The 21,084-nt window shown below is 62.7% G+C and carries 17 protein-coding genes; 7 read left to right on the plus strand and 10 right to left on the minus strand.

Annotation, left to right across the window (positions count from 1 at the left end; genetic code table 11):
• Window positions 1-80 precede the first annotated feature (80 nt).
• From GJ695_RS07095 to GJ695_RS07130, 8 genes are all read right to left on the minus strand, one after another.
• Window positions 81-734, minus strand: coding sequence for a formate dehydrogenase subunit gamma (locus GJ695_RS07095; RefSeq protein ID WP_154363276.1), 654 nt, complete (start codon window positions 732-734; stop codon window positions 81-83).
• Window positions 731-1,645 (minus strand): formate dehydrogenase subunit beta, encoded by a 915-nt coding sequence (gene fdxH / locus GJ695_RS07100; protein WP_154363278.1) that lies wholly within the window; start codon window positions 1,643-1,645, stop codon window positions 731-733. Before fdxH ends, GJ695_RS07095 begins: the two co-directional genes overlap by 4 nt.
• Window positions 1,646-1,664: 19 nt before the next feature.
• Window positions 1,665-4,736, minus strand: coding sequence for a formate dehydrogenase-N subunit alpha (gene fdnG, locus GJ695_RS07105; protein ID WP_154363280.1), 3,072 nt, complete (start codon window positions 4,734-4,736; stop codon window positions 1,665-1,667).
• Between the two features lie 132 nt (window positions 4,737-4,868).
• Complete coding sequence (locus tag GJ695_RS07110; RefSeq protein WP_154363282.1) at window positions 4,869-6,320, minus strand: histidine-type phosphatase; 1,452 nt, start codon at window positions 6,318-6,320, stop codon at window positions 4,869-4,871.
• Between the two features lie 3 nt (window positions 6,321-6,323).
• Window positions 6,324-8,429, minus strand: a complete 2,106-nt coding sequence (locus GJ695_RS07115) for a TonB-dependent siderophore receptor (protein WP_154363284.1) — start codon at window positions 8,427-8,429, stop codon at window positions 6,324-6,326.
• Between the two features lie 158 nt (window positions 8,430-8,587).
• Complete coding sequence (locus GJ695_RS07120) at window positions 8,588-9,487, minus strand: carbohydrate kinase family protein (protein ID WP_154363286.1); 900 nt, start codon at window positions 9,485-9,487, stop codon at window positions 8,588-8,590.
• A gap of 1 nt (window position 9,488) precedes the next feature.
• Window positions 9,489-10,700, minus strand: coding sequence for an AGE family epimerase/isomerase (locus tag GJ695_RS07125; RefSeq protein WP_154363415.1), 1,212 nt, complete (start codon window positions 10,698-10,700; stop codon window positions 9,489-9,491).
• Between the two features lie 2 nt (window positions 10,701-10,702).
• The gene (locus tag GJ695_RS07130; RefSeq protein ID WP_154360400.1) at window positions 10,703-11,731 is read right to left on the minus strand and encodes a LacI family DNA-binding transcriptional regulator; all 1,029 of its coding nucleotides are present in this window, start codon (window positions 11,729-11,731) and stop codon (window positions 10,703-10,705) included.
• Window positions 11,732-11,995: 264 nt separating this feature from the next.
• Between GJ695_RS07130 and GJ695_RS07135 the strand changes: the two genes are divergently transcribed.
• The 3 genes from GJ695_RS07135 (at window position 11,996) to axe2C (ending at window position 15,712) form a co-directional block, all read left to right on the plus strand.
• Window positions 11,996-13,261: a sugar MFS transporter gene (locus GJ695_RS07135; protein ID WP_154363288.1), complete on the plus strand. Its 1,266-nt coding sequence runs from the start codon at window positions 11,996-11,998 to the stop codon at window positions 13,259-13,261.
• On the plus strand, window positions 13,258-14,580 hold the full coding sequence (locus tag GJ695_RS07140) for a glycoside hydrolase 5 family protein (RefSeq protein WP_371866506.1): 1,323 nt from the start codon (window positions 13,258-13,260) through the stop codon (window positions 14,578-14,580). The genes GJ695_RS07135 and GJ695_RS07140 overlap by 4 nt, the downstream gene beginning before the upstream one ends.
• Window positions 14,581-14,668: 88 nt before the next feature.
• Window positions 14,669-15,712, plus strand: a complete 1,044-nt coding sequence (axe2C, locus tag GJ695_RS07145) for a bifunctional acetylxylan esterase/glucomannan deacetylase AxeC2 (RefSeq protein WP_229260361.1) — start codon at window positions 14,669-14,671, stop codon at window positions 15,710-15,712.
• Here the strand turns inward: axe2C and GJ695_RS07150 are convergent.
• Together GJ695_RS07150 and GJ695_RS07155 are read right to left on the minus strand one after the other, a co-directional pair.
• The gene (locus GJ695_RS07150; protein ID WP_154360397.1) at window positions 15,699-16,382 is read right to left on the minus strand and encodes an LrgB family protein; all 684 of its coding nucleotides are present in this window, start codon (window positions 16,380-16,382) and stop codon (window positions 15,699-15,701) included. The genes axe2C and GJ695_RS07150 overlap by 14 nt on opposite strands.
• Window positions 16,379-16,780 carry a CidA/LrgA family protein gene (locus GJ695_RS07155; RefSeq protein WP_154363293.1) on the minus strand — a complete coding sequence of 134 codons (402 nt, stop codon included), beginning with the start codon at window positions 16,778-16,780 and terminating at the stop codon, window positions 16,379-16,381. The genes GJ695_RS07150 and GJ695_RS07155 overlap by 4 nt, the downstream gene beginning before the upstream one ends.
• Before the next feature lie 77 nt (window positions 16,781-16,857).
• On the opposite strand from GJ695_RS07155, the gene GJ695_RS07160 reads away from it, so the two are divergent.
• The 4 genes from GJ695_RS07160 (at window position 16,858) to GJ695_RS07175 (ending at window position 21,080) form a co-directional block, all read left to right on the plus strand.
• On the plus strand, window positions 16,858-17,745 hold the full coding sequence (locus tag GJ695_RS07160; protein WP_154363295.1) for a LysR substrate-binding domain-containing protein: 888 nt from the start codon (window positions 16,858-16,860) through the stop codon (window positions 17,743-17,745).
• A 261-nt stretch (window positions 17,746-18,006) separates the two neighbouring features.
• The gene (locus tag GJ695_RS07165) at window positions 18,007-19,248 is read left to right on the plus strand and encodes an ABC transporter substrate-binding protein (RefSeq protein ID WP_154363297.1); all 1,242 of its coding nucleotides are present in this window, start codon (window positions 18,007-18,009) and stop codon (window positions 19,246-19,248) included.
• 177 nt (window positions 19,249-19,425) lie between these two features.
• On the plus strand, window positions 19,426-20,265 hold the full coding sequence (locus GJ695_RS07170) for a carbohydrate ABC transporter permease (RefSeq protein WP_371866507.1): 840 nt from the start codon (window positions 19,426-19,428) through the stop codon (window positions 20,263-20,265).
• Complete coding sequence (locus GJ695_RS07175; protein WP_154363301.1) at window positions 20,262-21,080, plus strand: carbohydrate ABC transporter permease; 819 nt, start codon at window positions 20,262-20,264, stop codon at window positions 21,078-21,080. Before GJ695_RS07170 ends, GJ695_RS07175 begins: the two co-directional genes overlap by 4 nt.
• Window positions 21,081-21,084 lie beyond the last annotated feature (4 nt).

A 21,084-nucleotide genomic window follows, 5' to 3' on the forward strand; every position in this document is an offset into this window, starting at 1 on the left:
CCGTGTTGCCGGCAGCAGAAGGGCTGCCGGCTCAGGGAGTATTTTAATCCCAAATCGGGATGATCGCAGGCTGGATGCGATTAATCGCGGTTTTTACGGACCACTTCCTCGAACCAGCGCGGATGGTGCTTGCGCGCCCACCCGTAGGTGACCGTGCCGCGGATCATGGCGCCGATCGAGCCCTTGACCCAGAACGCCGCGTAGATGTGCACGACGATCGAGCAAATCAGCACGAAGGCGCTGAAGGCGTGCAGCAAGGCCGCCAGCCGCACGATCTCGATCGGGAAGTAGAACGCGAAGTAGGCGCGCCAGATCACGATGCCCGACAACAGCAGGCCGCACATGGAGGCGATCAGCACGAAGAACAGCATCTTCTGGCCGGCGTTGTACATGCCGATCTTCGGAAGCTTGTCTTCGCGGTTGTTGAGCACATCGCCGATCTGCTTCATCCACTGCTTGTCGGCCGCGTCGATGTGGTTGTGGTGCCAGAAACGCAGCACCAGCACCGCAAACGAGACGAACATCACCAGCCCGATGAAGGGATGGAGGATGCGCGTCCATTGACCGCCGCCGAGGAACATCGCCATCCACGCCATCGCCGGATGGAACATGGCGAGGCCGGACACCGCCAGCAGAATGAAGCAGATGGCCGTGATCCAGTGGTTGCTGCGCTCATTGGGCGTGTAGCGCTGGATCAGCGGATTGCCGTCTTTATCGCGGTTGGAATGGCTCATGGTGCTTCCTCCCTGATACGTTTAGCTTCCTCGACCGCTTCCGCTTCTTCTTCCTTGCTCACCTCGTTAGGACCGATGCGCGAGTAGTGGAAGAAGCCGGCCAGCGCCGTGATGGCGATGCCCGCCAGCGCCAGCGGCTTGGTCAGGCCTTTCCACAGGCCGACGGTGGCGCTGATCTTCGGATCTTTTTTCAGGCCGTTGTACAGCGTCGGCTGGTCCGCGTGGTGCAGCACGTACATGACGTGCGTGCCGCCCACACCGGCCGGGTCGTACAGGCCGGCGTGTTCGAAGCCACGCGATTTCAGATCCTCGATGCGCTCCTCGGCGTGGTGCTTCATGTCCTCCTTGGTGCCAAAGTTGATGGCGCCGGTAGGGCAGGTCTTCACGCACGCAGGTTCCTGGCCGACGGCCACGCGGTCCGAGCACAGCGTGCACTTGTAGGCGCGGCTGTCGTGCTTGGAAATGCGCGGCACGTCGAACGGGCAGCCGGCGACGCAGTAGCCGCAGCCAATGCAGTTCTCCTGGTGGAAATCCACAATGCCGTTGGTGTACTGGACGATGGCGCCCGGCGAAGGGCAGGCCTTCAGGCAGCCCGGATCTTCGCAGTGCATGCAGCCGTCCTTGCGGATCAGCCACTCCAGGTCGCCCTTGGTGTTCTCGTATTCCGAGAACCGCATCACGGTCCAGGATTGCGCCGTCAGGTCGATCGGGTTGTCGTAGACGCCGGTGGTTTCACCCACCTCGTCGCGCAGATCGTTCCACTCCATGCACGCGGTCTGGCAAGCCTTGCAGCCGATGCACTTGGAAACGTCGATCAGCTTGGCGACGGTGCCGGTCACCGGTGTACGCGCCACCGGTGGCTGCACCGTCGTCGCCGACATGCGCTTGATATCAAGTGATTGTAATGACATATGTTTTCTCCCCCCGGCCTTAGACTTTTTCCACATTCACCAGGAACGATTTCGATTCCGGTGTCTGTGAATTGCCGTCGCCAACCGTCGGCGTCAGCGTGTTGACCAGGTAGCCTGGTTTGGTAAGCCCTTTGAAGCCGAAGTTGATGGGCAGGCCGACATGGTGCATCGTCTTGCCGTCAATGATCAACGCCTTGATACGCTTGGTCACCACCGCTTTCGCGATGATGTAGCCGCGGCCCGACGACACCTTGACCCGGTCGCCGTGCACCACGCCGATTTCCTTGCCCAGCGCTTCGCCGATTTCGACGAACTGCTCGGGCTGGATGATGGCGTTCAGGCGCGCATGCTTGGTCCAGTAGTGGAAGTGCTCCGTCAGACGATAGCTGGTTGCCGCGTGCGGGAACTGTTCCTTCTTGCCCAGCTTTTTGCGGTCGTTCGGGAACATGCGGCCGGCCGGGTTGTTGAACGCTTTCGGGTTGTTCGGGTGCATCGGGTTGTGCCCGATCGGCGACTCGAACGGCTCGTAGTGTTCCGGGAACGGACCTTCGGCCATGGCGTCACGCGAGAAGAAACGCGCCACGCCTTCGGCCAGCATGATGAACGGACCCATGCCGTTTTCCGGCGGTTCGTCCGCCTTGTAGTCCGGCACGTCCGCGCCGGCCCACGAGGTGCCATTCCAGGCGATCAGCTTGCGGGTTGGATCCCACGGCTTGCCCTTCATGTCGGTCGAGGCGCGGTTGTACAGCACACGGCGGTTGGCCGGCCAGGCCCAGGCCCAGTTCAGCGTGTTGCCGATACCGGTCGGGTCGCTGTTGTCGCGGCGGCCCATCTGGTTGCCGGCGGCGGTCCAGGAACCGGCGAAGATCCAGCAGCCGCAGGCGGTGCTGCCGTCGTCCTTGAGTTGGGCGAAGCCTGCCAGCTGCTCGTTCTTCTTCAGGATGACCTTGGTCGGATCTTTCGGATCGGTGATTTCCTTCAGCGCTTTGCCGTTGAATTCCATCGCCAGCTCTTCCGGCGTCGGCGAGTTCGGATTGGCATAGTTCCAGGTCAGGTTCAGGATCGGGTCCGGGAACTTGCCGCCGTCTTTCTGGTACGCCTTCTTCATGCGCAGGAACAGGCCGGACATGATGTCGAGGTCGCTGCGCGCCTGGCCTGGCGGCTCGGCGCCTTGCCAGTGCCACTGCAGCACGCGCGACGACGACACCAGCGAGCCGCGTTCTTCCGCGAAGCAGGAGGTCGGCAGGCTGAACACCTCGGTCTGGATCTGCGTCGGATCGACCTTGTGGAAGTCGCCGTGCGGTTTCCAGAACTCGGACGTCTCGGTCTGCAGCGGGTCCATGATGGCCAGCCACTTCAGCTTCGACAGCGAGTCGGTGATTTTCTGCTTGTCCGGGCCGGAAGCCAGGATGTTGAAGCCCTGGCAGATGTAGCCGGTCATCTTACCCTGATTCATCAGCTCGAAAGCCTGCATCATGTCGTAAGGTTTATCCAGCTTCGGCAGGTAGTCGTAGGCGTAGTGATTTTCCTCGGTGGCGGCGTCGCCCCACCAGGCCTTCATGAAGGAGACCAGGAATTTCTTCGAGTTGCTGTAGTAGCTCAGCTGGTTCGGACGCAGCGGTTTCAGCGCGCGCTTGGCCACATAGGCATCCCAATCCTGCTCGGCCTCGCTAGGCAGGGTCAGATAACCCGGCAGCATATTGGTCAGCAGGCCGAGGTCGGTCAGACCCTGGATGTTGGAGTGGCCGCGCAGCGCGTTCATGCCGCCGCCAGCGATCCCCATATTGCCCAGCAACAGCTGCACCATGGCGCCGGTACGCAGGGTTTCCGCGCCGGTCGAGTGCTGGGTCCAGCCCAGGGCGTACAGGATGGTCGCGGCACGGCCCGGCACGGCGGTCGAGGCCAGGGCTTCTGCCACCAGATGGAATTTCTCCGGCGGCACGCCGCAGGCTTTCTCCACCATTTCCGGCGTGTAGCGCGCGTAGTGCTTCTTCATCAGCTGGTACACGCAGCGCGGGTGTTCCAGCGTCGGATCGATTTTGGCATAGCCGTCCTCGCCGATCTCGTAGTTCCAGCTGCTCTTGTCCGTGTACTTGTTCGCCGCGTCGTCCCAGCCAGAATACAGGCCGTCGTTGAAGGCGAAATCTTCGCGCACGATGAACGGCATGTCCGTGTAGTTGCGGACGTACTCGTGTTGAATCTTGTCGTTGGTGAGCAGGTAGTTGATGATACCGCCCAGGAACACGATATCCGCGCCGGTACGCGTAGCGACGTAATGGTCCGCTACCGAAGCCGTTCGGGTAAAGCGTGGATCGACCACGATCAGCTTGGCGCCGCGATGCGCCTTGGCTTCCGTGACCCATTTAAACCCGCAAGGGTGTGCTTCTGCTGCGTTGCCGCCCATGACCAGGATAACATCGGCATTCTTGATGTCTACCCAGTGATTCGTCATCGCACCACGTCCAAATGTCGAGGCAAGACCTGCCACCGTTGGACCGTGTCAAACACGTGCTTGGTTGTCGAATGGGAGCATGCCGGTGGCACGCATCGTTTTATGGGTTAAATAGCCGACTTCATTGCTGGCTGCCGAGGCGGCCAGGAAACCGGTCGTGGTCCAGCGGTTGACGGTTTTGCCGTCGGCGGTTTTCTCGACGAAATTGGCGTCGCGATCGTCCTTCATCAGCTTGGCGATGCGGTTCAGCGCGTCATCCCACGAGATCGGGCTCCAGTCGCTCGCACCCGGCGCGCGGTACTGCGGCGCCAGCAGGCGGCTCGGCGAGTGGATGAAGTCGATCAGCGAAGCGCCTTTCGGGCACAACGTGCCGCGGTTGACCGGGTGGTCGGCGTCGCCTTCAATGTGGATGATGCTGGCCGCGGCGTTTTTGGCGCCATCGCCCAGACCGTACATCAAAATGCCGCAACCGACGGAGCAGTACGGGCAAGTGTTGCGGGTTTCGGTACTGCGCGCCAGCTTGTACTGCCGGACTTCGGCCAAGGCCGTTGCCGGCGCAAAGCCGAGTAGCGCAATGCTCGAACCCGCGATGGTCGCGCCAGTGACCCGAAGGAACTGGCGTCTCGACATCTGGTTCATGGGAAATACCTCTCTAATTGTCTAGTGACCTTCCCAGTTTACCATTTTGTCCAACCGCACTGTGAGTGCTGTTTTGTATTAATTGTTGCTTTATGACCAGAATCGCCTTTTGGTATGGCTGGCTTTATAACTTTAGTGTTGGTTATAGCAACGTTTCAAGAGGTGGTAGTCGTAGAAATGGCTGGCCGGCGCGACGCGGGCGGCGTTGCAGGCCGGCTTGAAGTCGGCTTCGCGCTCGTTGTAGAGCATGCGCACGAGGGTGCGGCCGGCGGCGTTCTGGTACAGATCCCATTGGATATTGGCGGCCATCGGTGCCACTTGGCTGCCGCGCCATGGGCTATTCTGGTAACTGTAGGTCGCTGCGCGCGGCAGTTGTTCGGCCATGCCGGGCAGGGCCAGGGCGCTGGCGAACGGGATGACGATTTCGGCGTGACTGAAGCGCAGCTTGGCTGCGTGGGCGCGGTTGCCGGCCGCGATGGCGTCGGCCTCCTGGAAGAAGTCGTCGACCAGCGCGGTGGCCATGCGCCAGGTGACGTCGCCGTTTTCAGCGATGCCGGGGCCTTTTTCGTAGAAGGCCACAGCGTCCTCCGCCTCGGCGTAGACGCGCGCCTGCCCGGGCAGGATGTACGGCGTGAAGTCGGCCTTGAGTTCGGCCTGCATGTCGGCGGCGGCGGAGTACAGGTCGTACAGCGCGAGCGCGGCGTCGGTGACGCTGGCGATATGGGTGTCGCCGTCACCGGTCAGCGTGTTGGTGAATTTGCCGTCGGCGCTGGTGTAGCTGCGCTCGCCGGCGTTGCTGGCGCTGCGCTGGCCCGCATCCAGCGCGGCGATGAACGTTGGCGTGAACAGATGCGCCAGCGTGGCGTGGGCGGCGGTCTTGAGTTGCGGCTGCGCGTGAATGGCGGCTTCGCGCGCTTTCAGCTCGTCGCTTTTCACCCAGCGCTGGTAGGCCAGGCTGGATTCGGTGACCAGCGTGTCCTGCCTGGCGCTCAGTTTGTGGAAGTACAGCGTGGAGCGGTCGATGCCGGCGTCGATCAGCGGCTTCAGGTCCGGTTGCTGCCGCACCAGCGCGCGCGCGAAAAAGTAGCCGCTGTCGACGGCACGGTCCTTGCCCGAGGTGACGACGACGATGCGTCGCGCCGCCGTCGCGCGGAACAGCTCCGGCAGACGCGCGCGCAGGCGCTGCGCCAGTTCGGTGTGCTCGGTGATGCCCTGCATGGTCTCATTGCCGTAGCCGGCCTTGCTGATGCCGTCGACGCCGTAGCCGAGCAGCGCGTTTGCTTGCATCATCTGCTCGATGTCCGGGCCCAGCGCGCGGCCCAGCGGCGTCAGGGCATCCTCTTTGGCGGCCAGCTGCCACAGGTTGAACAGCGCCAGATCCGTCTTGAAGCTGCTCAGTCCACGCGAGCCATGGCGGGCCAGCATCTGCGTGTAGACGGCCTTGAAGCCGGCAGGCGCCGCCTCGTAGCTGGCGCTGGCCTGCTGCGGCGCATACGGCGTTTTGGTCGAATAAAACTGCTCGCCATAAGCATGCGACAACAGCAGGAACAGCGCGGCGCCAGCCGCAAGACGGAGTGGTTTCATACCTTAGAAGTCTACGCGAACATTCGCGCTGGCGGTACGCGGCGCGCCGATGTTCAGGTAGTTCTCCTGATAGTAGGTCCAGTATTTGCGATTGGCGAGGTTCGAGATATTCGCGCGCACGCTGATCATCTTGCCGAAGTAGCGGTGACGATAGTTGAAGCCGGCGTCAAACAGCGTGTAGGCCGGCAGCGTGTTCACATTGGCCGCATCCATCGGCAGTTCGCCCAGATACTGCGAACCGACGTGCAGCGCCAGGCCTGGCAGCACTTCGCGCCAGGTCGCCTGCACCGAAGCCTGGCGGCGCGGCGCACCGACGGCGCGCTTGCCGTTGTAGCCAGGCGCCGCGTCTTCCAGCGTCGCGTCCAGCAGCATGATGCCGCCTTCGATCGATACATTTCTCGCCGCCTGCACCACGGTGTTGAACTCGACGCCCTGGTATTTGCTCTGGCCGTCCGACACATACACGTTGGCGACATTGGTGTATTGCGCGCCGCGCTCGATGTGGAACAGGGCGGCGGTGGCGTTCCACCAGCTACGCTCCGTCTTCACGCCGACTTCCGACTGCTTGCTCTTGATCGGAGCGAAGGTCTGGTTGGCGTTGACGGTGGTGGTCGGTGCGGACGCCGCCTGCTCCAGCGCCTCGACGTAGCTGGCGTACAGCGTGGTGTCGGCGGCCGGCTTGAACATCAGCGCCACGGTCGGTGTGGTTTTCTCGGCCGGATAGCTGGCGGTCACCACGCCCTTGGTCGAGTAGGCGTTGTCGGTGAACTGCGTGTAGCGCGCGCCGGCCAGCACCGACCAGGCGTCGTTGAGTTTCAGCGTGTCGCTGACGAAGACCGCTTCCTGGCGTGTGGTTTCGTCGCGGTAGGTGCCGCCGCTGTAGTTGACACTGGCCGCGCTGATGATGCTTGGTGCGGACAGATTGCCGGTGCCGACGTAGGTCTTCGGCGTGACGACCGACGACGTCGACACCAGGTTCTGCGACATCACGCCGATGATCACTTCGTTGCCCAGGCCGGCGATGTCGAACTTGCCGTTGACGGTGGCCTGCACCTGGTCGAAGTGGTAGCCGTGCAGCTCGGAGGTGATGCGGTCGCGGTAGTCGCCGGCGTTGCTGGTCAGGTAGTACTGGTCCTTCTTGTACACGCGGGTGGAATCCGAGGTGCGGTAGGAAGCGTTGGCCACCCAGTCGTTGGCCAGGCGGTACTCAACGCCGGTGGTCGCCAGCGTGTATTCCACATCGCTGCCGGCGCCGATGCTATTCAGCTTGGTGTCGCCATCCAGCGGCGCGGGAATCTTGAAGCTCGGCGTGAGGATGATGTCGGTGCCGCCGACGCTGCGGCGGCGTTGGTAGATCGCGTCATAGGTCAGCGCCAGATCCTTGGTCACGCGCCATTCCAGATTCAGGCCGGCGGCGTTACGCTTGATCGAGCCGCTTTCCTGTTTCAGGTCGCCGTCTTCGTGCAGCAGGTTCAGACGGTAGCCGAAGTCGCCTTCCTCGCCGAGACGGCCGCCCATGTCGATGTGTTCCTTGATCGCGCCGCCTTCCTGGTAGCCCATCGCCGCGCTGAAGCTCTTGTCGGTGGTCGGGCGCTTGGTGACGTAGTTGACGATGCCGCCCGGCGAACCGAAGCCGTACATATAGCCGGTCAGGCCTTTCATGGCTTCCACGCTTTCGAACATCTCCAGCGGCATCTCGGTGCCGCGGTTGATGTTGGCCAGGCCGTTGACCTTGTAGCCGTTCAGGTCATCGAGGCGCAGGCCGCGCATCTGGATGGTGGCAGGGTGGGTGGAGATCGGTGGCGAGATGGCGGTGACGGATGCGTCGTACTTCAGGACTTCAGAAATGCTGGTGGCCAGGCGGTCTTCGATTTCGTCGCTGGAGACGGCCTTGGTGGAGAAGGGCGTATCGAGTTCCGACTTGCGGCCCAGGGCGCCGCTGCTGACGCTGTCGCCGAGCTTTTTCTTTTCGACCGTGGCCTTGACTTCAACCGTGGACAGCGCGCCACCGATGTCTTCCGCCATGGCGGAAATGTGGAAGGCGCACAGGCCGGCGGCGGCCAGGGCCAGTTGGAGACGGGATGGAGCGAAAGGATTTTTCGAGGACATGAGAACCTGAAGTAGTTAGCGGGGTATAAAGCCCGCCATCCTATCGGCCCCATATTACGTGCGTATGACTTGGCCCCCAAAACGAAAGGGTCGGACCCCGTACGGGGTCCGACCCTGGCCGCAGCGAAGTGCGGGTTTCGCGGGTGCCGCAAATTACACTACAAAAGCGCTTCGATATCCGCCAACGATGGCGGGGACGCTCCCACCCCGAGACAAGCCGCCGCGCCAGCGGCCACCGAGAACTGCAGGTGCTGCAACGGCGCCGCATCGGCGCGATGCATCATGCTCCACGCCAGCGCGGCGATGCTGGCGTCGCCCGCGCCCACAGTGTCGATCACTTCGATCTTCGGCGCCGCCAGCGACCACGATGCGTCGCCAATATGCAGCGACGCACCGGCTCCGCCCTTGGTGTACAAATACGTCGCCGCCGGATTCCAGCTGCGCAGCGTGGCGAAAGCGCTTTCGATATCCTTGGTCCGGAACAGACCTTCCAGATCCTCTTCCGACACCTTCACCACATCGGCCAGCGCCGTCATGCGGCGCAACGTGGCGTCATAACGTTCATCCATCAGCAAGCGGTAGTTGGGATCGTAGCTGATCCGCACGCCTTCCTGCTTGAGCTGCTCGGCCAACGCCACCAGCTTGCCCGCAAGCGGCTCGCGCGCCAGGCTGATGCCGCCGAAGTGCACCCACTTGCACTGCTTACGCCACCCCTCCGGCAGCTGCGCCGCATCGAACTGCAAATCCGCGCTGTTATCGCCAACGAAGAAATACGCCGGCGGATCGGTGCGGTGCACGATCGCCAGCAGCGGCGAGTTATCGTAGCGCTGCAGGAAGCGCAGATCCAGCCGCGCCACCTCACTCGCCTGCCACAGCGCTTCGCCAAACACATCGCGGCTGATGGCACCGGCAAACGCGGTCGGCACATCCAGCCTGGCCATCGCCCGCGCCACGTTCCACGTCGAGCCGCCCACCTTGCTCAGCCAATGTTCCTGCGCGCCGTCCTGCACCACCATATCGGTGAGCGCTTCGCCCGCCGCTACAAATAAAGGAAACATCTCAGTCCTTCTTCAATACGTTAAGCACTTCGTAGCACGCGCCCATGGTGTGGTAGTCCACCTTGCCGGCCGGGCTTTTCTCGTCGGTCAGCTTGCTGTTGTCCGCGCCGAGGATGCGATACCACGCGCCGTACTGATGATCGACGAAATGCTCCCAGCTGTACGTCCAGATCTTGTCGTACCAGGTCCAGTAGCGCGCCTCGCCGGTGCGCGCCGCCAGCAGCGCGGCGGTGGCCAGGCTCTCGGCCTGTACCCAGAAGTATTTGAGGTCGTCGCAGATGCTGCCGTCCGGCGCGAAACCGTAGTAGATGCCGCCGTGCTCATGGTCCCAGGCCTTGGACAGCGCCGCGTCAAACAGCTCCACCGCGCGCGGCAGCAGCCAGCGCGGATTGAGCGACAGCTGCGCGCCATGGCGCTCCAGCAGCAGCAGCAGCTTGGCCCATTCGGTCAGGTGGCCTGGCTGGTAGCCCCACGGACGGAAGATGTTGGTCTTGTCGTTGCGGTTGTACTCCGAATCCACCGACCAGTCATCGTGATAGTGTTCCCACACCATATTGTCGGCCAGCGCGGCCTGGCGGATGGTGATGTTGTGCGCCAGCGTTTCGGCGCGCAGCAGGTAGGCGCGCTCGCCGGTCGCTTCAAAGGCGGCGATCAGCGCTTCGCAGGCGTGCATATTGGCGTTCTGGCCGCGATAGCTGTCCACGCGCGACCAGTCGGCGCTGGCTTCGTCGGCGTACAGGCCGTGCTGCGGTTCCCAGAAGCGTTTCTCCATCAGCGCGAAGGTCTCGCCGATCCATTCGGCGGCCTGCGTTTCGCCGGCCATCAGCGCATGGCTGTAGGCCAGCAGCACGAAGGCCAGGCCGTAGCAGTGGTTGGTGCCGTCGAGCACACGGCGCACGCCGTCTTTCCACTCCAGTTCCCACGCGTAGCCGTTGGTGTGCGGATCGCGGTGGACGTCGCGCAGGAAGGACAGCGCGTGGCGCAGGCGCTGGCGGTCTTCCACGTCGCCGAACTGGCGCCATGCCATCGCATAGTTGAAGACAAAGCGCGTGCTGCTGACCAGATGGCGGGTGTGCGCATCGTAGACCGTGCCGTCGTCCTTGTAGAAGTGATACAGGCCGCCGCTTGGGTCGACGCAGCGCTTGTCGTAAAACTGCTTGGTATGGCGGATGTGGTTCAGCAGGGTGGTGCGGGATCGGAAATCAGGGGCCATCATCAGGTCCGTTTGAAAGTTACCAGGTTTTTCGGTCGCCAGCCGTCCGTCACGGTGCTGGCGCGTATGATTAATTCGACCGGGGAGACCTTCTCCACCGGCTCGTCGTGCGGGCCGTTGAGCAGCATATCCACGCCCAGCGCGCCCAATGCCTTTTTATCGATGCGCAGCGTCGTCAGCGGACGGTGTCCCAGCACGGCGGTCGAGATGTCGTCGAAGCCGACGATCGCGATGTCGTGCGGGACTTTCAATCCCCTGGCGATGCAGCAGCGCATGGCCACCAGTGCCGCGCTGTCGTTGTAGCAGAACACCGCGTCCGGTGGATGCGGCAGGTCCAGCAGCTGCTCCATCGCTTCCCATGCGCCGGTTTCCAGGTCGACGCCGTCCGGCAGGCCGGCCTCCAGCCGGGGATCGGCCAGGATGCCTTCCTCGAACAGCGCCTGGCGGTAGCCGCGCGCACGTTCACGGATGGAGTAGTGGGCCAGCGGGCCGGAGATGAAGCCCACCCGGGTGCGGCCGGTGTCGATCAGATGTTTGGTGGCCATGTAGCCGCCCATCATATTGTCCGGATTGACGGAGCTGTAGCCGCGCAGCTTCATGTCGATCAGCACCAACTGCTTGCCGGTCGAGCGCAGGGCGCTCAGGGTTTCAGGTTCGAAGAAGCCGGCGCAGACAATGCCGTCCGGCGCGTGCATGCGGATCTGGTCGATCAGGCCGTCGGCCGGTCCCACCGCCATGAACGACAGCACAATGCCCTGCTTGCGGCAGGCCTCCTCCGCGCCGTGCAGCACCGGCGAGTAGAACGGGCTGCTGGATGCGGTATTGTGCTGGCGATGCAGCAGGAAGGTCAGGCGGCGCAGCCGCTTTTGACGCAGCTTGCAAAAATCGTAACCCAGACCGCGTGCCGTTTCCAGCACCATCTGGCGGGTTGCTTCGGTCAGGCCGGGTTCATTTTTCAGTGCGCGTGAAATCGTTCCCGCCGATACGCCAGCGACCCGGGCGATATCCCTGATCGTGATGTTGGTGCCCATTATTGGTGTCTCCTCCGGTGTGAATGAAGTCTTGCATAAGCGTCTATTGACGGTCAAACGACACATCAAATTTCGCTTGGAGTTTAGCGTAATTTACTAAACACGCAGGGCCGGGGCGATCTGGCGGCCGCCAGCGCCGTGTCGCGCCGCTTCCTGCTTGTTTAGTGAAGATTGCTAAACTAGGCCCAAAAAACGCTTGTTGTTTGACCCTGTCGCAGCCGGCATGCAGAATTATTAAGATAAAAACCATACGAGGAGACATCGATGGAACACGTTGCACCCGCAACTTTGCGCCCGCACGACCATACCGCAAGCGGCAATACCGTCCCGCTGATCATCATCACCCTGTTGTTCTTCATGTGGGGATTGCTGACGTCGCTAAACGACGTGCTGATTCCGCATCTTAAATCGATTTATACGCTCAATTATGTGCAGGCGATGCTGGTGCAGTTCTGCTTCTTCGGCGCCTACTTCATCGTGTCGCTGCCGGCCGGGATGCTGATCCGCCGCATCGGCTACCAGCGCGGCGCGGTGAGTGGCCTGGTGCTGGCCGCCGCCGGCTGCGCGCTGTTCTTCCCGGCGTCGACCAGCGGCTATGCGCTGTTCCTGCTGGCGTTCTTCGTGCTGGCCAGCGGCATCACCATCCTGCAGGTGGCGGCCAATCCGTATGTGACCGTGCTCGGCGCGCCGGCCACCGCGTCCAGCCGTTTGACGCTGACGCAGGCTTTCAACTCGCTGGGTACGACGATTGCGCCGGCGCTGGGCGGTTTCCTGATCCTGTCCGAAGGCGCGCCTGCCATCGCCGGCCTGGTGCGCAGCAAGGCCGAGGAGGCCGCTGCGGTGCAGGGGCCATACCTGGCCCTGGCCGCCGCGCTGCTGGCGCTGGCCGTGCTGTTCGCCATTGTGCGCCTGCCGAAAATCAGCCACACCGAGGACGACGGCGTGGTGTCGTCGGTCGAAACCAGCGTGCTGGCGCATCGCCATCTGCTGCTGGGCGCCATCGGCATCTTCCTCTACGTGGGCGGTGAGGTCAGCATCGGCAGCTTCCTGATCAACTTCCTGGGCGAGGCCAATGTCGCCAGCCTGCCGGCCAGTTCGGCCGCGCACTATGTCAGCTACTACTGGGGCGGCGCCATGGTCGGCCGCTTCATCGGCTTTGTGGTCATGCGCTACGTCAGCCCTGGCAAGGCGCTGGCGTTCAACTCGTCCGCTTCCATCATCCTGATCCTGCTGGCGATCTTCGGCAGCGGCCAGCTGGCCATGTGGTCGATCATTGCCGTGGGCCTGTTCAACTCCATCATGTTCCCGACCATCTTCAGCATGGCGCTGCACAAGCTGGGCAAGCAGACCGGCCAGGGTTCCGGCATCCTGTGCATGGCGATCGTGGGCGGCGCGCTGGTGCCGTTCGCGCAAGGCCTGCTGGCGGATACCATCGGTCTGCAATGGTCGTTCTTCGTGCCGGCGGCCTGCTACACCTTTATCCTCTACTTCGGCGTCAAATACGCAGGTATGTACAGGAGTGCGGCGTGAAACAGCTCTACAAATTCTGCGCCGCCGCGCTGATGATCGGCACCTGCGGCATGGTGGGGGCGGCGCCCGCCGCCAGCGGCGATTTCGTCACCGTCAAGAAGACGCACTTTGCGCGCAAGGGACAGGCTTACTACATCGCCGGCGCCAATTTCTGGTACGGCGGCTACCTGGGCGCGGCCAGCGGCGTGGGCGAGCGCGCACGCTTGCTGAAAGAGCTGGATAACATGAAGGCCATCGGCATCAACAACCTGCGCGTGCTGGCGGTGTCCGAAAAGACGGAGATGAAGAGCGCCGTCAGTCCGGCCACCACCAGCGCGCCAGGGCAGTACGATGAAAATCTGCTGGCCGGGCTGGATTTCCTGATGGCGGAAGTGGCCAAGCGCGATATGACCGTGGTGCTTTACCTGAACAACTTCTGGCAGTGGTCGGGCGGCATGACGCAGTATCTGAACTGGTTCGAAGGCACGCCGGCGCTGGACCCGAACGTGACCAGGGACTACGACACCTATATGCGGAAGACGGCGGGTTTTTACCGCAACGCCGCCGCACAGGTGGAGTATCGCAATGTCATTGCGAAGATCGTCAAGCGCGTCAACACCATCACCGGCAAGCCGTATACCGAGGATACGCACATCCTGTCGTGGCAGCTGGCCAACGAGCCGCGTCCGGGCAACGGCAAGGCGACGGCGGAAGAGAAGGCTGTCTACGTCAAGTGGGTTGATGAGGTGGCGGGCTACATTCATAGTCTGGACAAGAATCATCTGGTCAGCAGCGGCAGCGAAGGCCTGGCTGGTTCGGCGCAGGATGCGCAGCTGTATCTCGATGCGCATCGCACCAGGAATATCGATTATCTGACCTATCATTTATGGCCGAAGAACTGGAGCTGGTTTGATTCCAATAATCCTGTCGGCACCTGGGATAACGCCATTGCCAAGAGCCGCGATTATCTGAATTCGCATATCGAGCTGGCTGCGAAGCTGGGCAAGCCGATTGTGCTGGAAGAGTTTGGATTGGATCGGGATGGGCCGTCGTTCAGCATCAAGGCTACGACCAGGATTCGCGACCGCTTTTATCGGGAGGTGTTTGAGATCATTGCCACCCGCGCGGAGAAGGGTGATCCGATTGCGGGCTTTAATTTCTGGGCGTGGGGCGGCGCGGGGCGCGCGGCCAATGCGGATTATTGGTGGAAGCCGGGGAATGACTTCGTCGGTGATCCGCCGCAGGAAGAGCAGGGGCTGTATTCGGTGTTCGATTCCGATGTGACTTCGCTGCTGCTGATTAAGGAGTATGCGGATCGTTTGCATGCGATCAGGCGGTGATGTGAAACCCGCACATCGCTGCGGCCAGGGTCTGACCCCGTGCGGGGTCAGACCCTTTCGTTCGTGGTGGAAGAGTGTTTTACTGCTGTTGCTGCTGGTCTTGGGCGTCAACGTTCGTGCGCAGAAGTTCGAGGGGCGGGCTGCTACCCCGCAGATTGCCGCCGCCGATCCGCATGTGGCGCGCATGGGGCGGATGGAAGTGCGGCCGGACGGCGGCGTGCGATTCAGCTATCCCGGCGTGAGCTTCTTCCTGAACTTCGAGGGCACGTGGTTGAGCGCCAGCGTGCAGGCCAGCGGCGAACAAAACTACCTGGACGTGATCGTGGACGGCGCCGCGCGCAAACTGCATCTCGACAAAGGCGCGCAAACGCTGGTGCTGGCGCAAGGACTGGCGCCGGGCAAACACACGGCGCAAATCGTCAACCGCACCGAAACCTGGCAAGGCATCGCCACGCTGCTGGCCTTCGATACCGATGGTAAATGGAGCGCGGCGCCGCAACTGCCGGCCCGCAAGCTGCTGTTGCTGGGCGATTCCGTCACCTGCGGCGCGTCGATAGACCGCGTGGCCGGCGAGAAGAGCACGCCGGCATGGAGTGATCCGCGCGCCTCCTACGGCATGCTGATGGCGCAGCAGCTCAACTCGCAGGTGCAGCTGGTGTGCTACGGCGGCCGTGGCCTGATTCGCACATACGACGGCAAAACGAATGAACTGAATCTGGCCGAGTTCTACGGCATGACCATTCCCACGCTGAGCGACGCCGTGAAATGGGACCAGCGCGAGTATCGTCCGGACGCGATCCTGGTCGCCATCGGCACCAACGACATGACGCTTGGCATACCGGAGCGCGAGCAGTACGTGCAGGCTTATGTGTCGCTGGTGCGCACGCTGCTGAAAGACCATCCGCAAGCACAGATCATGCTGACCGAAGGCGGCATCCTGCGCGATGAAAAGCAGGTGGCGCTACGCAGCTATATCGCCGAGACGGTGCGCCGCGTAGACGACCAGCGCGTGCACGCCATCGCGTCCACCGGCTATCCCGGCGACGCCACCGACGGCCATCCGACCAGGGAACAGAACATCAGCATCGTCAACGACCTGCTGCCGCAGGTGCGCGCGGTCATGCGCTGGTAAGGATGTGGCCTAACAAAGGCGCCAGCAGCACCATCAGCACACCGCTGAAGATCATGGTCAGGCTGGCGACTGCGCCTTCCTGCGGGCCGATGGAGCGCGCCTTGCTCAAGCCGAAGCCGTGGGCCGCCGCGCCATACGGCGCACCGCGCGCGATACGCATGCGCAGCGGCAGGCGCGCCAGCAGCACTTGTCCCAGCAGGATGCCGAACAGGCCGGTGATGATCACAAACACGCCGGTCAACTGCGCCGAACCGCCCAGGTGGCGCGTGGCTTCCAGCGCAAACGGCGTCGACACGGAGCGTGCCAGCAGGCTTTGTGCCATGCTGCCGTGCAGGCCAAGCAGGCGGTCCAGCAGCAGCGTGCTGCCCAGCGAGGCGACGATGCCGGCCACGCTGCCCAGCGACAGCGCCAGCCAGTGTTCCTTCACCAGCTCCCGGTACTGGTAGATCGGCAGCGCAAACGCCACCGTCGCCGGGCCGAGCAGCCACGACAGCCAGCGCGTGTCGCCAAAGTAGACAGGGAAGGGCGTGGACGACAGCTGCACCACCGCGATCAGCACCGCCGACGTGGCGATGGCCGGCGTCAGCCAGATGCGCGGATAGCGCTTGTGCAAGGCCACGTTGGCGTAGAACAGGACTAGCGTCAGCAGCAGGAACAGCAGCGGTTTCATGCTGCCGCCCGGGCGTCGCGCAAGCGGCGCAGCTTGCGGCCGCGTTCAAAGCGGCACACCCATTCCACCGTGAAGGCGGTGGCCAGCATCACGCAGATAAAGCCGATGCCGATGGCGGCGAACAGACGCAGGCCATCCTGTTCCAGCAACCCGGTGAACTGCACTACCGACACCACCAGCGGAATAAAAAACAGCAGCATGTTCGACAGCAGCCAGTCCGCGCCATGCTCGATGGCGGCAGGACGCAGCACGCCGCTTTGCAGCAGCACGACCATGATGATCAGGCCGACCACGCCGCCGGAGAAGGGCAGACCAACCCAGGCTGAAAAGCGGTCGGCGGCGTACCACGCCGCGATCAGCCCCAGAACCTGCGCCAGTGTGTAGACAATTCGTTTCATGTTGCCATTTTAGGTCGCGACGCATAAAAGATAAAATGAATTAAAATTATTAAAATCATTCTGGATTGGAATAGTTAATGGATATCCGCGCACTGCGCTATTTCGTCGCCGTGGTCGACCAGCAGAGCTTCAGCCGCGCGGCCGAGCAATTGCACGTGACGCAGCCGACCGTCAGCAAGATGATCCAGCAGCTGGAGCTGTCGCTGGACCTGACGCTGCTGGAGCGCGTCGGCAAGCGCTTCACGCTGACCGACGCCGGCAACGTGGTGCTGCAACGCGGCCGCGCGCTGCTGGCCATGCATGAGGAGATGGGCGTCGAGCTGGAAGACCTGCAGCAGCTGCGGCGCGGCGACCTGCGCCTCGGCGTCACCCAGCAATCGCACGCGCCGCTGGCGCCGTTGCTGGCGGCCTACCACAAGCGCCATCCGCAGATCGAGCTCAAGCTGTTCGAGGGCGGCTCGCAGGGCATCGAGGCGGACCTGCGCAGCGGCGTGCTGGAAATGGGCACCATGCTGGACCACCCGTCCAACCAGGCGGCGTGGCAGGAGTTCGATTCCTTCCCGCTGCTGACGTCGCCCATGTGCCTGCTGGCGCCGGGCGATTCGGCCTGGCGCGGCAAGCGCGGCGTGCGGCTGCGCGAACTGGCCGACAGCGCCTTCATCTTTTATGGTGAAGGCTTCGCGCTGAACGATATCATCGCCGACGCCTGCCTGCGCGCCGGCTTCACGCCGCGCATCAGCGGCCGCAGCGGCCAGTGGGACTTCGTCGCCTCGCTGGTGCGGCTGGGCGTCGGCATCACGCTGCTGCCCAAGGTGTTTTGCGACACCCTGGAGAAGGGCCAGTTCACCGTGGTGAAGCTGGAGGAGCCGGCGCTGGACTGGAAGCTGATGCTGGCCTGGCGGCGCGGCGGCCACCTGTCGTTCGCCGCGCGCGCCTGGCTCGATCTGGTGCGCAGCAAAGCCTAGAAGCCGGCTCCCACGCGGAAGCCGGCCACCGGGCAGGCGTCTGTACAACAGTCGCCAGACCTTTTTGTTAAGTTTTGTAAGCATTTCTTGCATAGCGTTGCAGGCGGCGGCCGGAAAGCACCGGGCGGCGTTAGGAAATGTAATGCGCGTGCCAGGTCAATCCAATGAAATCAAGGACTTGGCGTTCGCCGGCCGCCAGGTGCTGTTACGCAAAAGGCAAGCTAAGATGGGTTCAACGTTGTAAAACAAGGAACCCTCTTCATGCAAATTCGCCGCCTTGCCCTGTTGCTTGCCCTGTGCTCCACCAGCGCCGCCCATGCCGGCACGCTGGTGATTGAAAGCTGGCGCGTCGACGACAAAACGTTGTGGGAAAAAGTGCTGATCCCCGCGTTTGAAAAAAACTATCCGGGTATCGAGGTGAAGTTTTCGCCGACCGCGCCGACCGAGTACGACTCCAGCCTGGCCGCGCGCCTCACCGGCGGCACCGCCGGCGACTTGATCGCCTGCCGTCCGTTCGACGTCTCGCTGTCGCTGTACAAGAAGGGCCATCTGGAAAAGCTGGACGGCAAACCGGGCATGCAGAACTTTGCGCCGACGTCCATGGTGGCGTGGCAGACCGACGACAGCAAGGACACCTTCTGCATGCCGGTGGCCTCGGTGATCCACGGATTTTTGTACAACAAGAAGATCTTCAAGAAGCTGAACCTGCAGCCGCCCAAGACGGTGGACGAATTCTTCGCCGTGCTGGATGGGCTGAAGAAGGGCGGCGTGACGCCGCTGGCGCTGGGCACGGCGGACCAGTGGGAGTCGAGCCAAATCGTTTATACCAATATCGGTCCCAATTTCTGGCGCGGAGAGGAAGGCCGCAAGGCGCTCATTGCCGGCAAGGCCAAGCTGACCGACGCGCCGTTTGTCGAGGCGCTGCAATTCGAACATCGCATGGGCAGTTACCTGGTGCGCGGCGCCAGCGCCCAGACCTACGGCGACAGCCAGAACCTGTTTGCGCTGGGCCGCGCCGGCATCTACCCGACCGGCTCGTGGGACATCTCGTACTTCGGCCAGACGCCGGGGCTGGAGCTGGGCGCCTTTCCGCCGCCGGTGCGCAAGGCGGGCGACCCATGCTTCATTTCGGACCACATGGATATCGGCCTTGGGGTCAACAAGAAATCCCGAAACAAGGACGACGCCTACAAATTCCTGGCCTGGGTGGGCTCGCAGGAATTCGCCGACCTGTACACCAACCGCGTGACCGGCTTCTTCTCGCTATCGCACCACCTGATTGCGGTGCGCGACCCGGTGGCCAAGCAGATGGCGGAGTGGCGCAACAGCTGCGCTTCCACCATCCGCTTCAATGCACAGGTGCTGAACCGCGGCCAGCCCAGCATGGAAAGCGAACTTTGGAACGTCAATTCGCAGGTCCTGAACGGCAAGCTGGCGCCGAAAGATGCCGCCGTCCGCCTGCAAAACGGTTTTGCCAAGTGGTACAAGCCACAGCAAAAGTAGCGTCACACTTATCCCTCCCAATGATGGTGTGATCTTTTTGACCGGCGCCGGGCGCGGCGCCGGTTTTTTTTCAAGGACTTGGAGGCACAGTTGAAGCATGTGGTGAATACGGTGAAGCCCTGGCAGCTGTTGCTGTTTCTGGCGCCGGCGTTGATCGTGTACGGCGTCTTCAGCGCAATGCCGCTGGTGCAGACGCTGGGACAAGGCCTCTTCAGCGCCGGCGACAGCGGCAACGCGTCGTTTGTCGGCCTGGATAACTTCCGTACGGTGCTGCTGGACCCAGACTGGTCGGCCGGCTTCTGGAATGCGATGGCCAACAACGCCAAGTTCTTTTGCCTGCACATGCTGCTGCAAAATCCCATCGGCCTGTTGCTGGCGACGCTGTTCAGCATCAAGGGCCTGCGCGGTGCGCGCACCTACCGCACGCTGATTTTCTTGCCGACGCTGCTGTCGGTGGTGATCATCGGCTTTATCTGGCAGCTGATCCTGTCGCCGCTGTGGGGCGTGGGCGAGAAGCTGATGGGCCTTGCCGGCCTGGCCGACTGGTTCGCGCCGTGGCTGGGCGAGGAAGAGAGCGCGCTGGCGGCGATTTCCATGATCTCGGTGTGGCAGTACATCGGCATGCCGATGATGCTGATCTACGCGGCGCTGCTGGCGGTGCCGGAAGAGATAGTGGAAGCGGCGCACGTGGAAGGCGCCAGCGCCATGCGCATCTTCTGGCAGATCAAGCTGCCGCTGATTTATCCGACCCTTGGCCTGGTCACCATCCTGACCTTCGTCGCCAACTTCAATGCGTTTGACCTGATCTACTCGATCAAGGGCGCGCTGGCGGGGCCGAACTATTCGACCGACATCCTTGGCACCTTGTTCTACCGGACCTTCTTCGGCTACCAGGCGCAAGTCGGCAATGCCTATCTGGGGTCCGCCGTCGCCACGTTGATGTTCCTGGTGATCCTGGCCGGCGTTGGCTTGTATTTCATCGCCGTGCAGCGCCGACTGACGAGGTTTGCATTATGAAGAACCGACTGATGGTGCATGGCGCCCTGATGGCGTACACCGTGCTGGCGCTGTTCCCGATTGCGCTGATCCTGATTAATTCGGTCAAGACGCGCGAGGCGATCTTCGACGATCCGCTGGCTTTGCCGACCATGGAGTCGCTGACCTTCGTCGGCTTCCAGAAGGTCCTGGCCAGCACCAACTTCCTGCTCTATTTCGGCAACAGCCTGGTGGTGACGCTGGCGGCGCTGTTCTGCATCCTGCTATTCGGCGCCATGGCGGCGTGGGCGTTGTCGGAATACCGCTTCATGGGCAGCCGTGTGCTGACGCTGTTCCTGGCGCTGGGAATCATGATCCCGATCCGGCTTGGCACGGTGTCGATCCTGGAGCTGATGGTCAAGCTGGACCTGGTCAACACGCTGACGGCGCTGGTGCTGGTCTACACGGCGCAGGGCTTGCCGCTGGCGGTGATGATCCTGTCCGAATTCATGCGGCAGGTGCCGGGGGAACTGAAGGATGCGGCGCGCTGCGATGGCATCGGCGAAGTGAGCATCTTCTTCAAGGTGGTCCTGCCGCTGATCCGCCCGGCCATGGCCACGGTGGCGGTGTTCACCATGATCCCGGCGTGGAACGACTTGTGGTTCCCGCTGATTCTGGCGCCATCGGACCGCACCAAGACCGTCACGCTGGGCGTGCAGCAGTTTATCGGGCAGTACGTCACGGACTGGAATTCGGTGTTGGCCGCGCTGTCGCTGGCGGTGATCCCGATGCTGATTCTGTACGCGCTGTTCTCGCGCCAACTGATACGCGGCCTCACGGCCGGCGCTGTGAAATAAGGAG

This window comes from Duganella alba, assembly GCF_009674495.1.
GTDB lineage: Bacteria > Pseudomonadota > Gammaproteobacteria > Burkholderiales > Burkholderiaceae_D > Rugamonas > Rugamonas alba.

Coding starts and splice junctions, on each gene's coding strand:
- GJ695_RS07095 (WP_154363276.1), bottom strand. CDS start 734: ATGAGCCATTCCAACCGCGATAAAGACGGCAATCCGCTGATCCAGCGC.
- fdxH (WP_154363278.1), bottom strand. CDS start 1,645: ATGTCATTACAATCACTTGATATCAAGCGCATGTCGGCGACGACGGTG.
- GJ695_RS07110 (WP_154363282.1), bottom strand. CDS start 6,320: ATGAAACCACTCCGTCTTGCGGCTGGCGCCGCGCTGTTCCTGCTGTTG.
- GJ695_RS07115 (WP_154363284.1), bottom strand. CDS start 8,429: ATGTCCTCGAAAAATCCTTTCGCTCCATCCCGTCTCCAACTGGCCCTG.
- GJ695_RS07120 (WP_154363286.1), bottom strand. CDS start 9,487: ATGTTTCCTTTATTTGTAGCGGCGGGCGAAGCGCTCACCGATATGGTG.
- GJ695_RS07125 (WP_154363415.1), bottom strand. CDS start 10,700: ATGGCCCCTGATTTCCGATCCCGCACCACCCTGCTGAACCACATCCGC.
- GJ695_RS07130 (WP_154360400.1), bottom strand. CDS start 11,731: ATGGGCACCAACATCACGATCAGGGATATCGCCCGGGTCGCTGGCGTA.
- GJ695_RS07135 (WP_154363288.1), top strand. CDS start 11,996: ATGGAACACGTTGCACCCGCAACTTTGCGCCCGCACGACCATACCGCA.
- GJ695_RS07150 (WP_154360397.1), bottom strand. CDS start 16,382: ATGAAACCGCTGCTGTTCCTGCTGCTGACGCTAGTCCTGTTCTACGCC.
- GJ695_RS07155 (WP_154363293.1), bottom strand. CDS start 16,780: ATGAAACGAATTGTCTACACACTGGCGCAGGTTCTGGGGCTGATCGCG.
- GJ695_RS07160 (WP_154363295.1), top strand. CDS start 16,858: ATGGATATCCGCGCACTGCGCTATTTCGTCGCCGTGGTCGACCAGCAG.
- GJ695_RS07165 (WP_154363297.1), top strand. CDS start 18,007: ATGCAAATTCGCCGCCTTGCCCTGTTGCTTGCCCTGTGCTCCACCAGC.
- GJ695_RS07170 (WP_371866507.1), top strand. CDS start 19,426: ATGCCGCTGGTGCAGACGCTGGGACAAGGCCTCTTCAGCGCCGGCGAC.
- GJ695_RS07175 (WP_154363301.1), top strand. CDS start 20,262: ATGAAGAACCGACTGATGGTGCATGGCGCCCTGATGGCGTACACCGTG.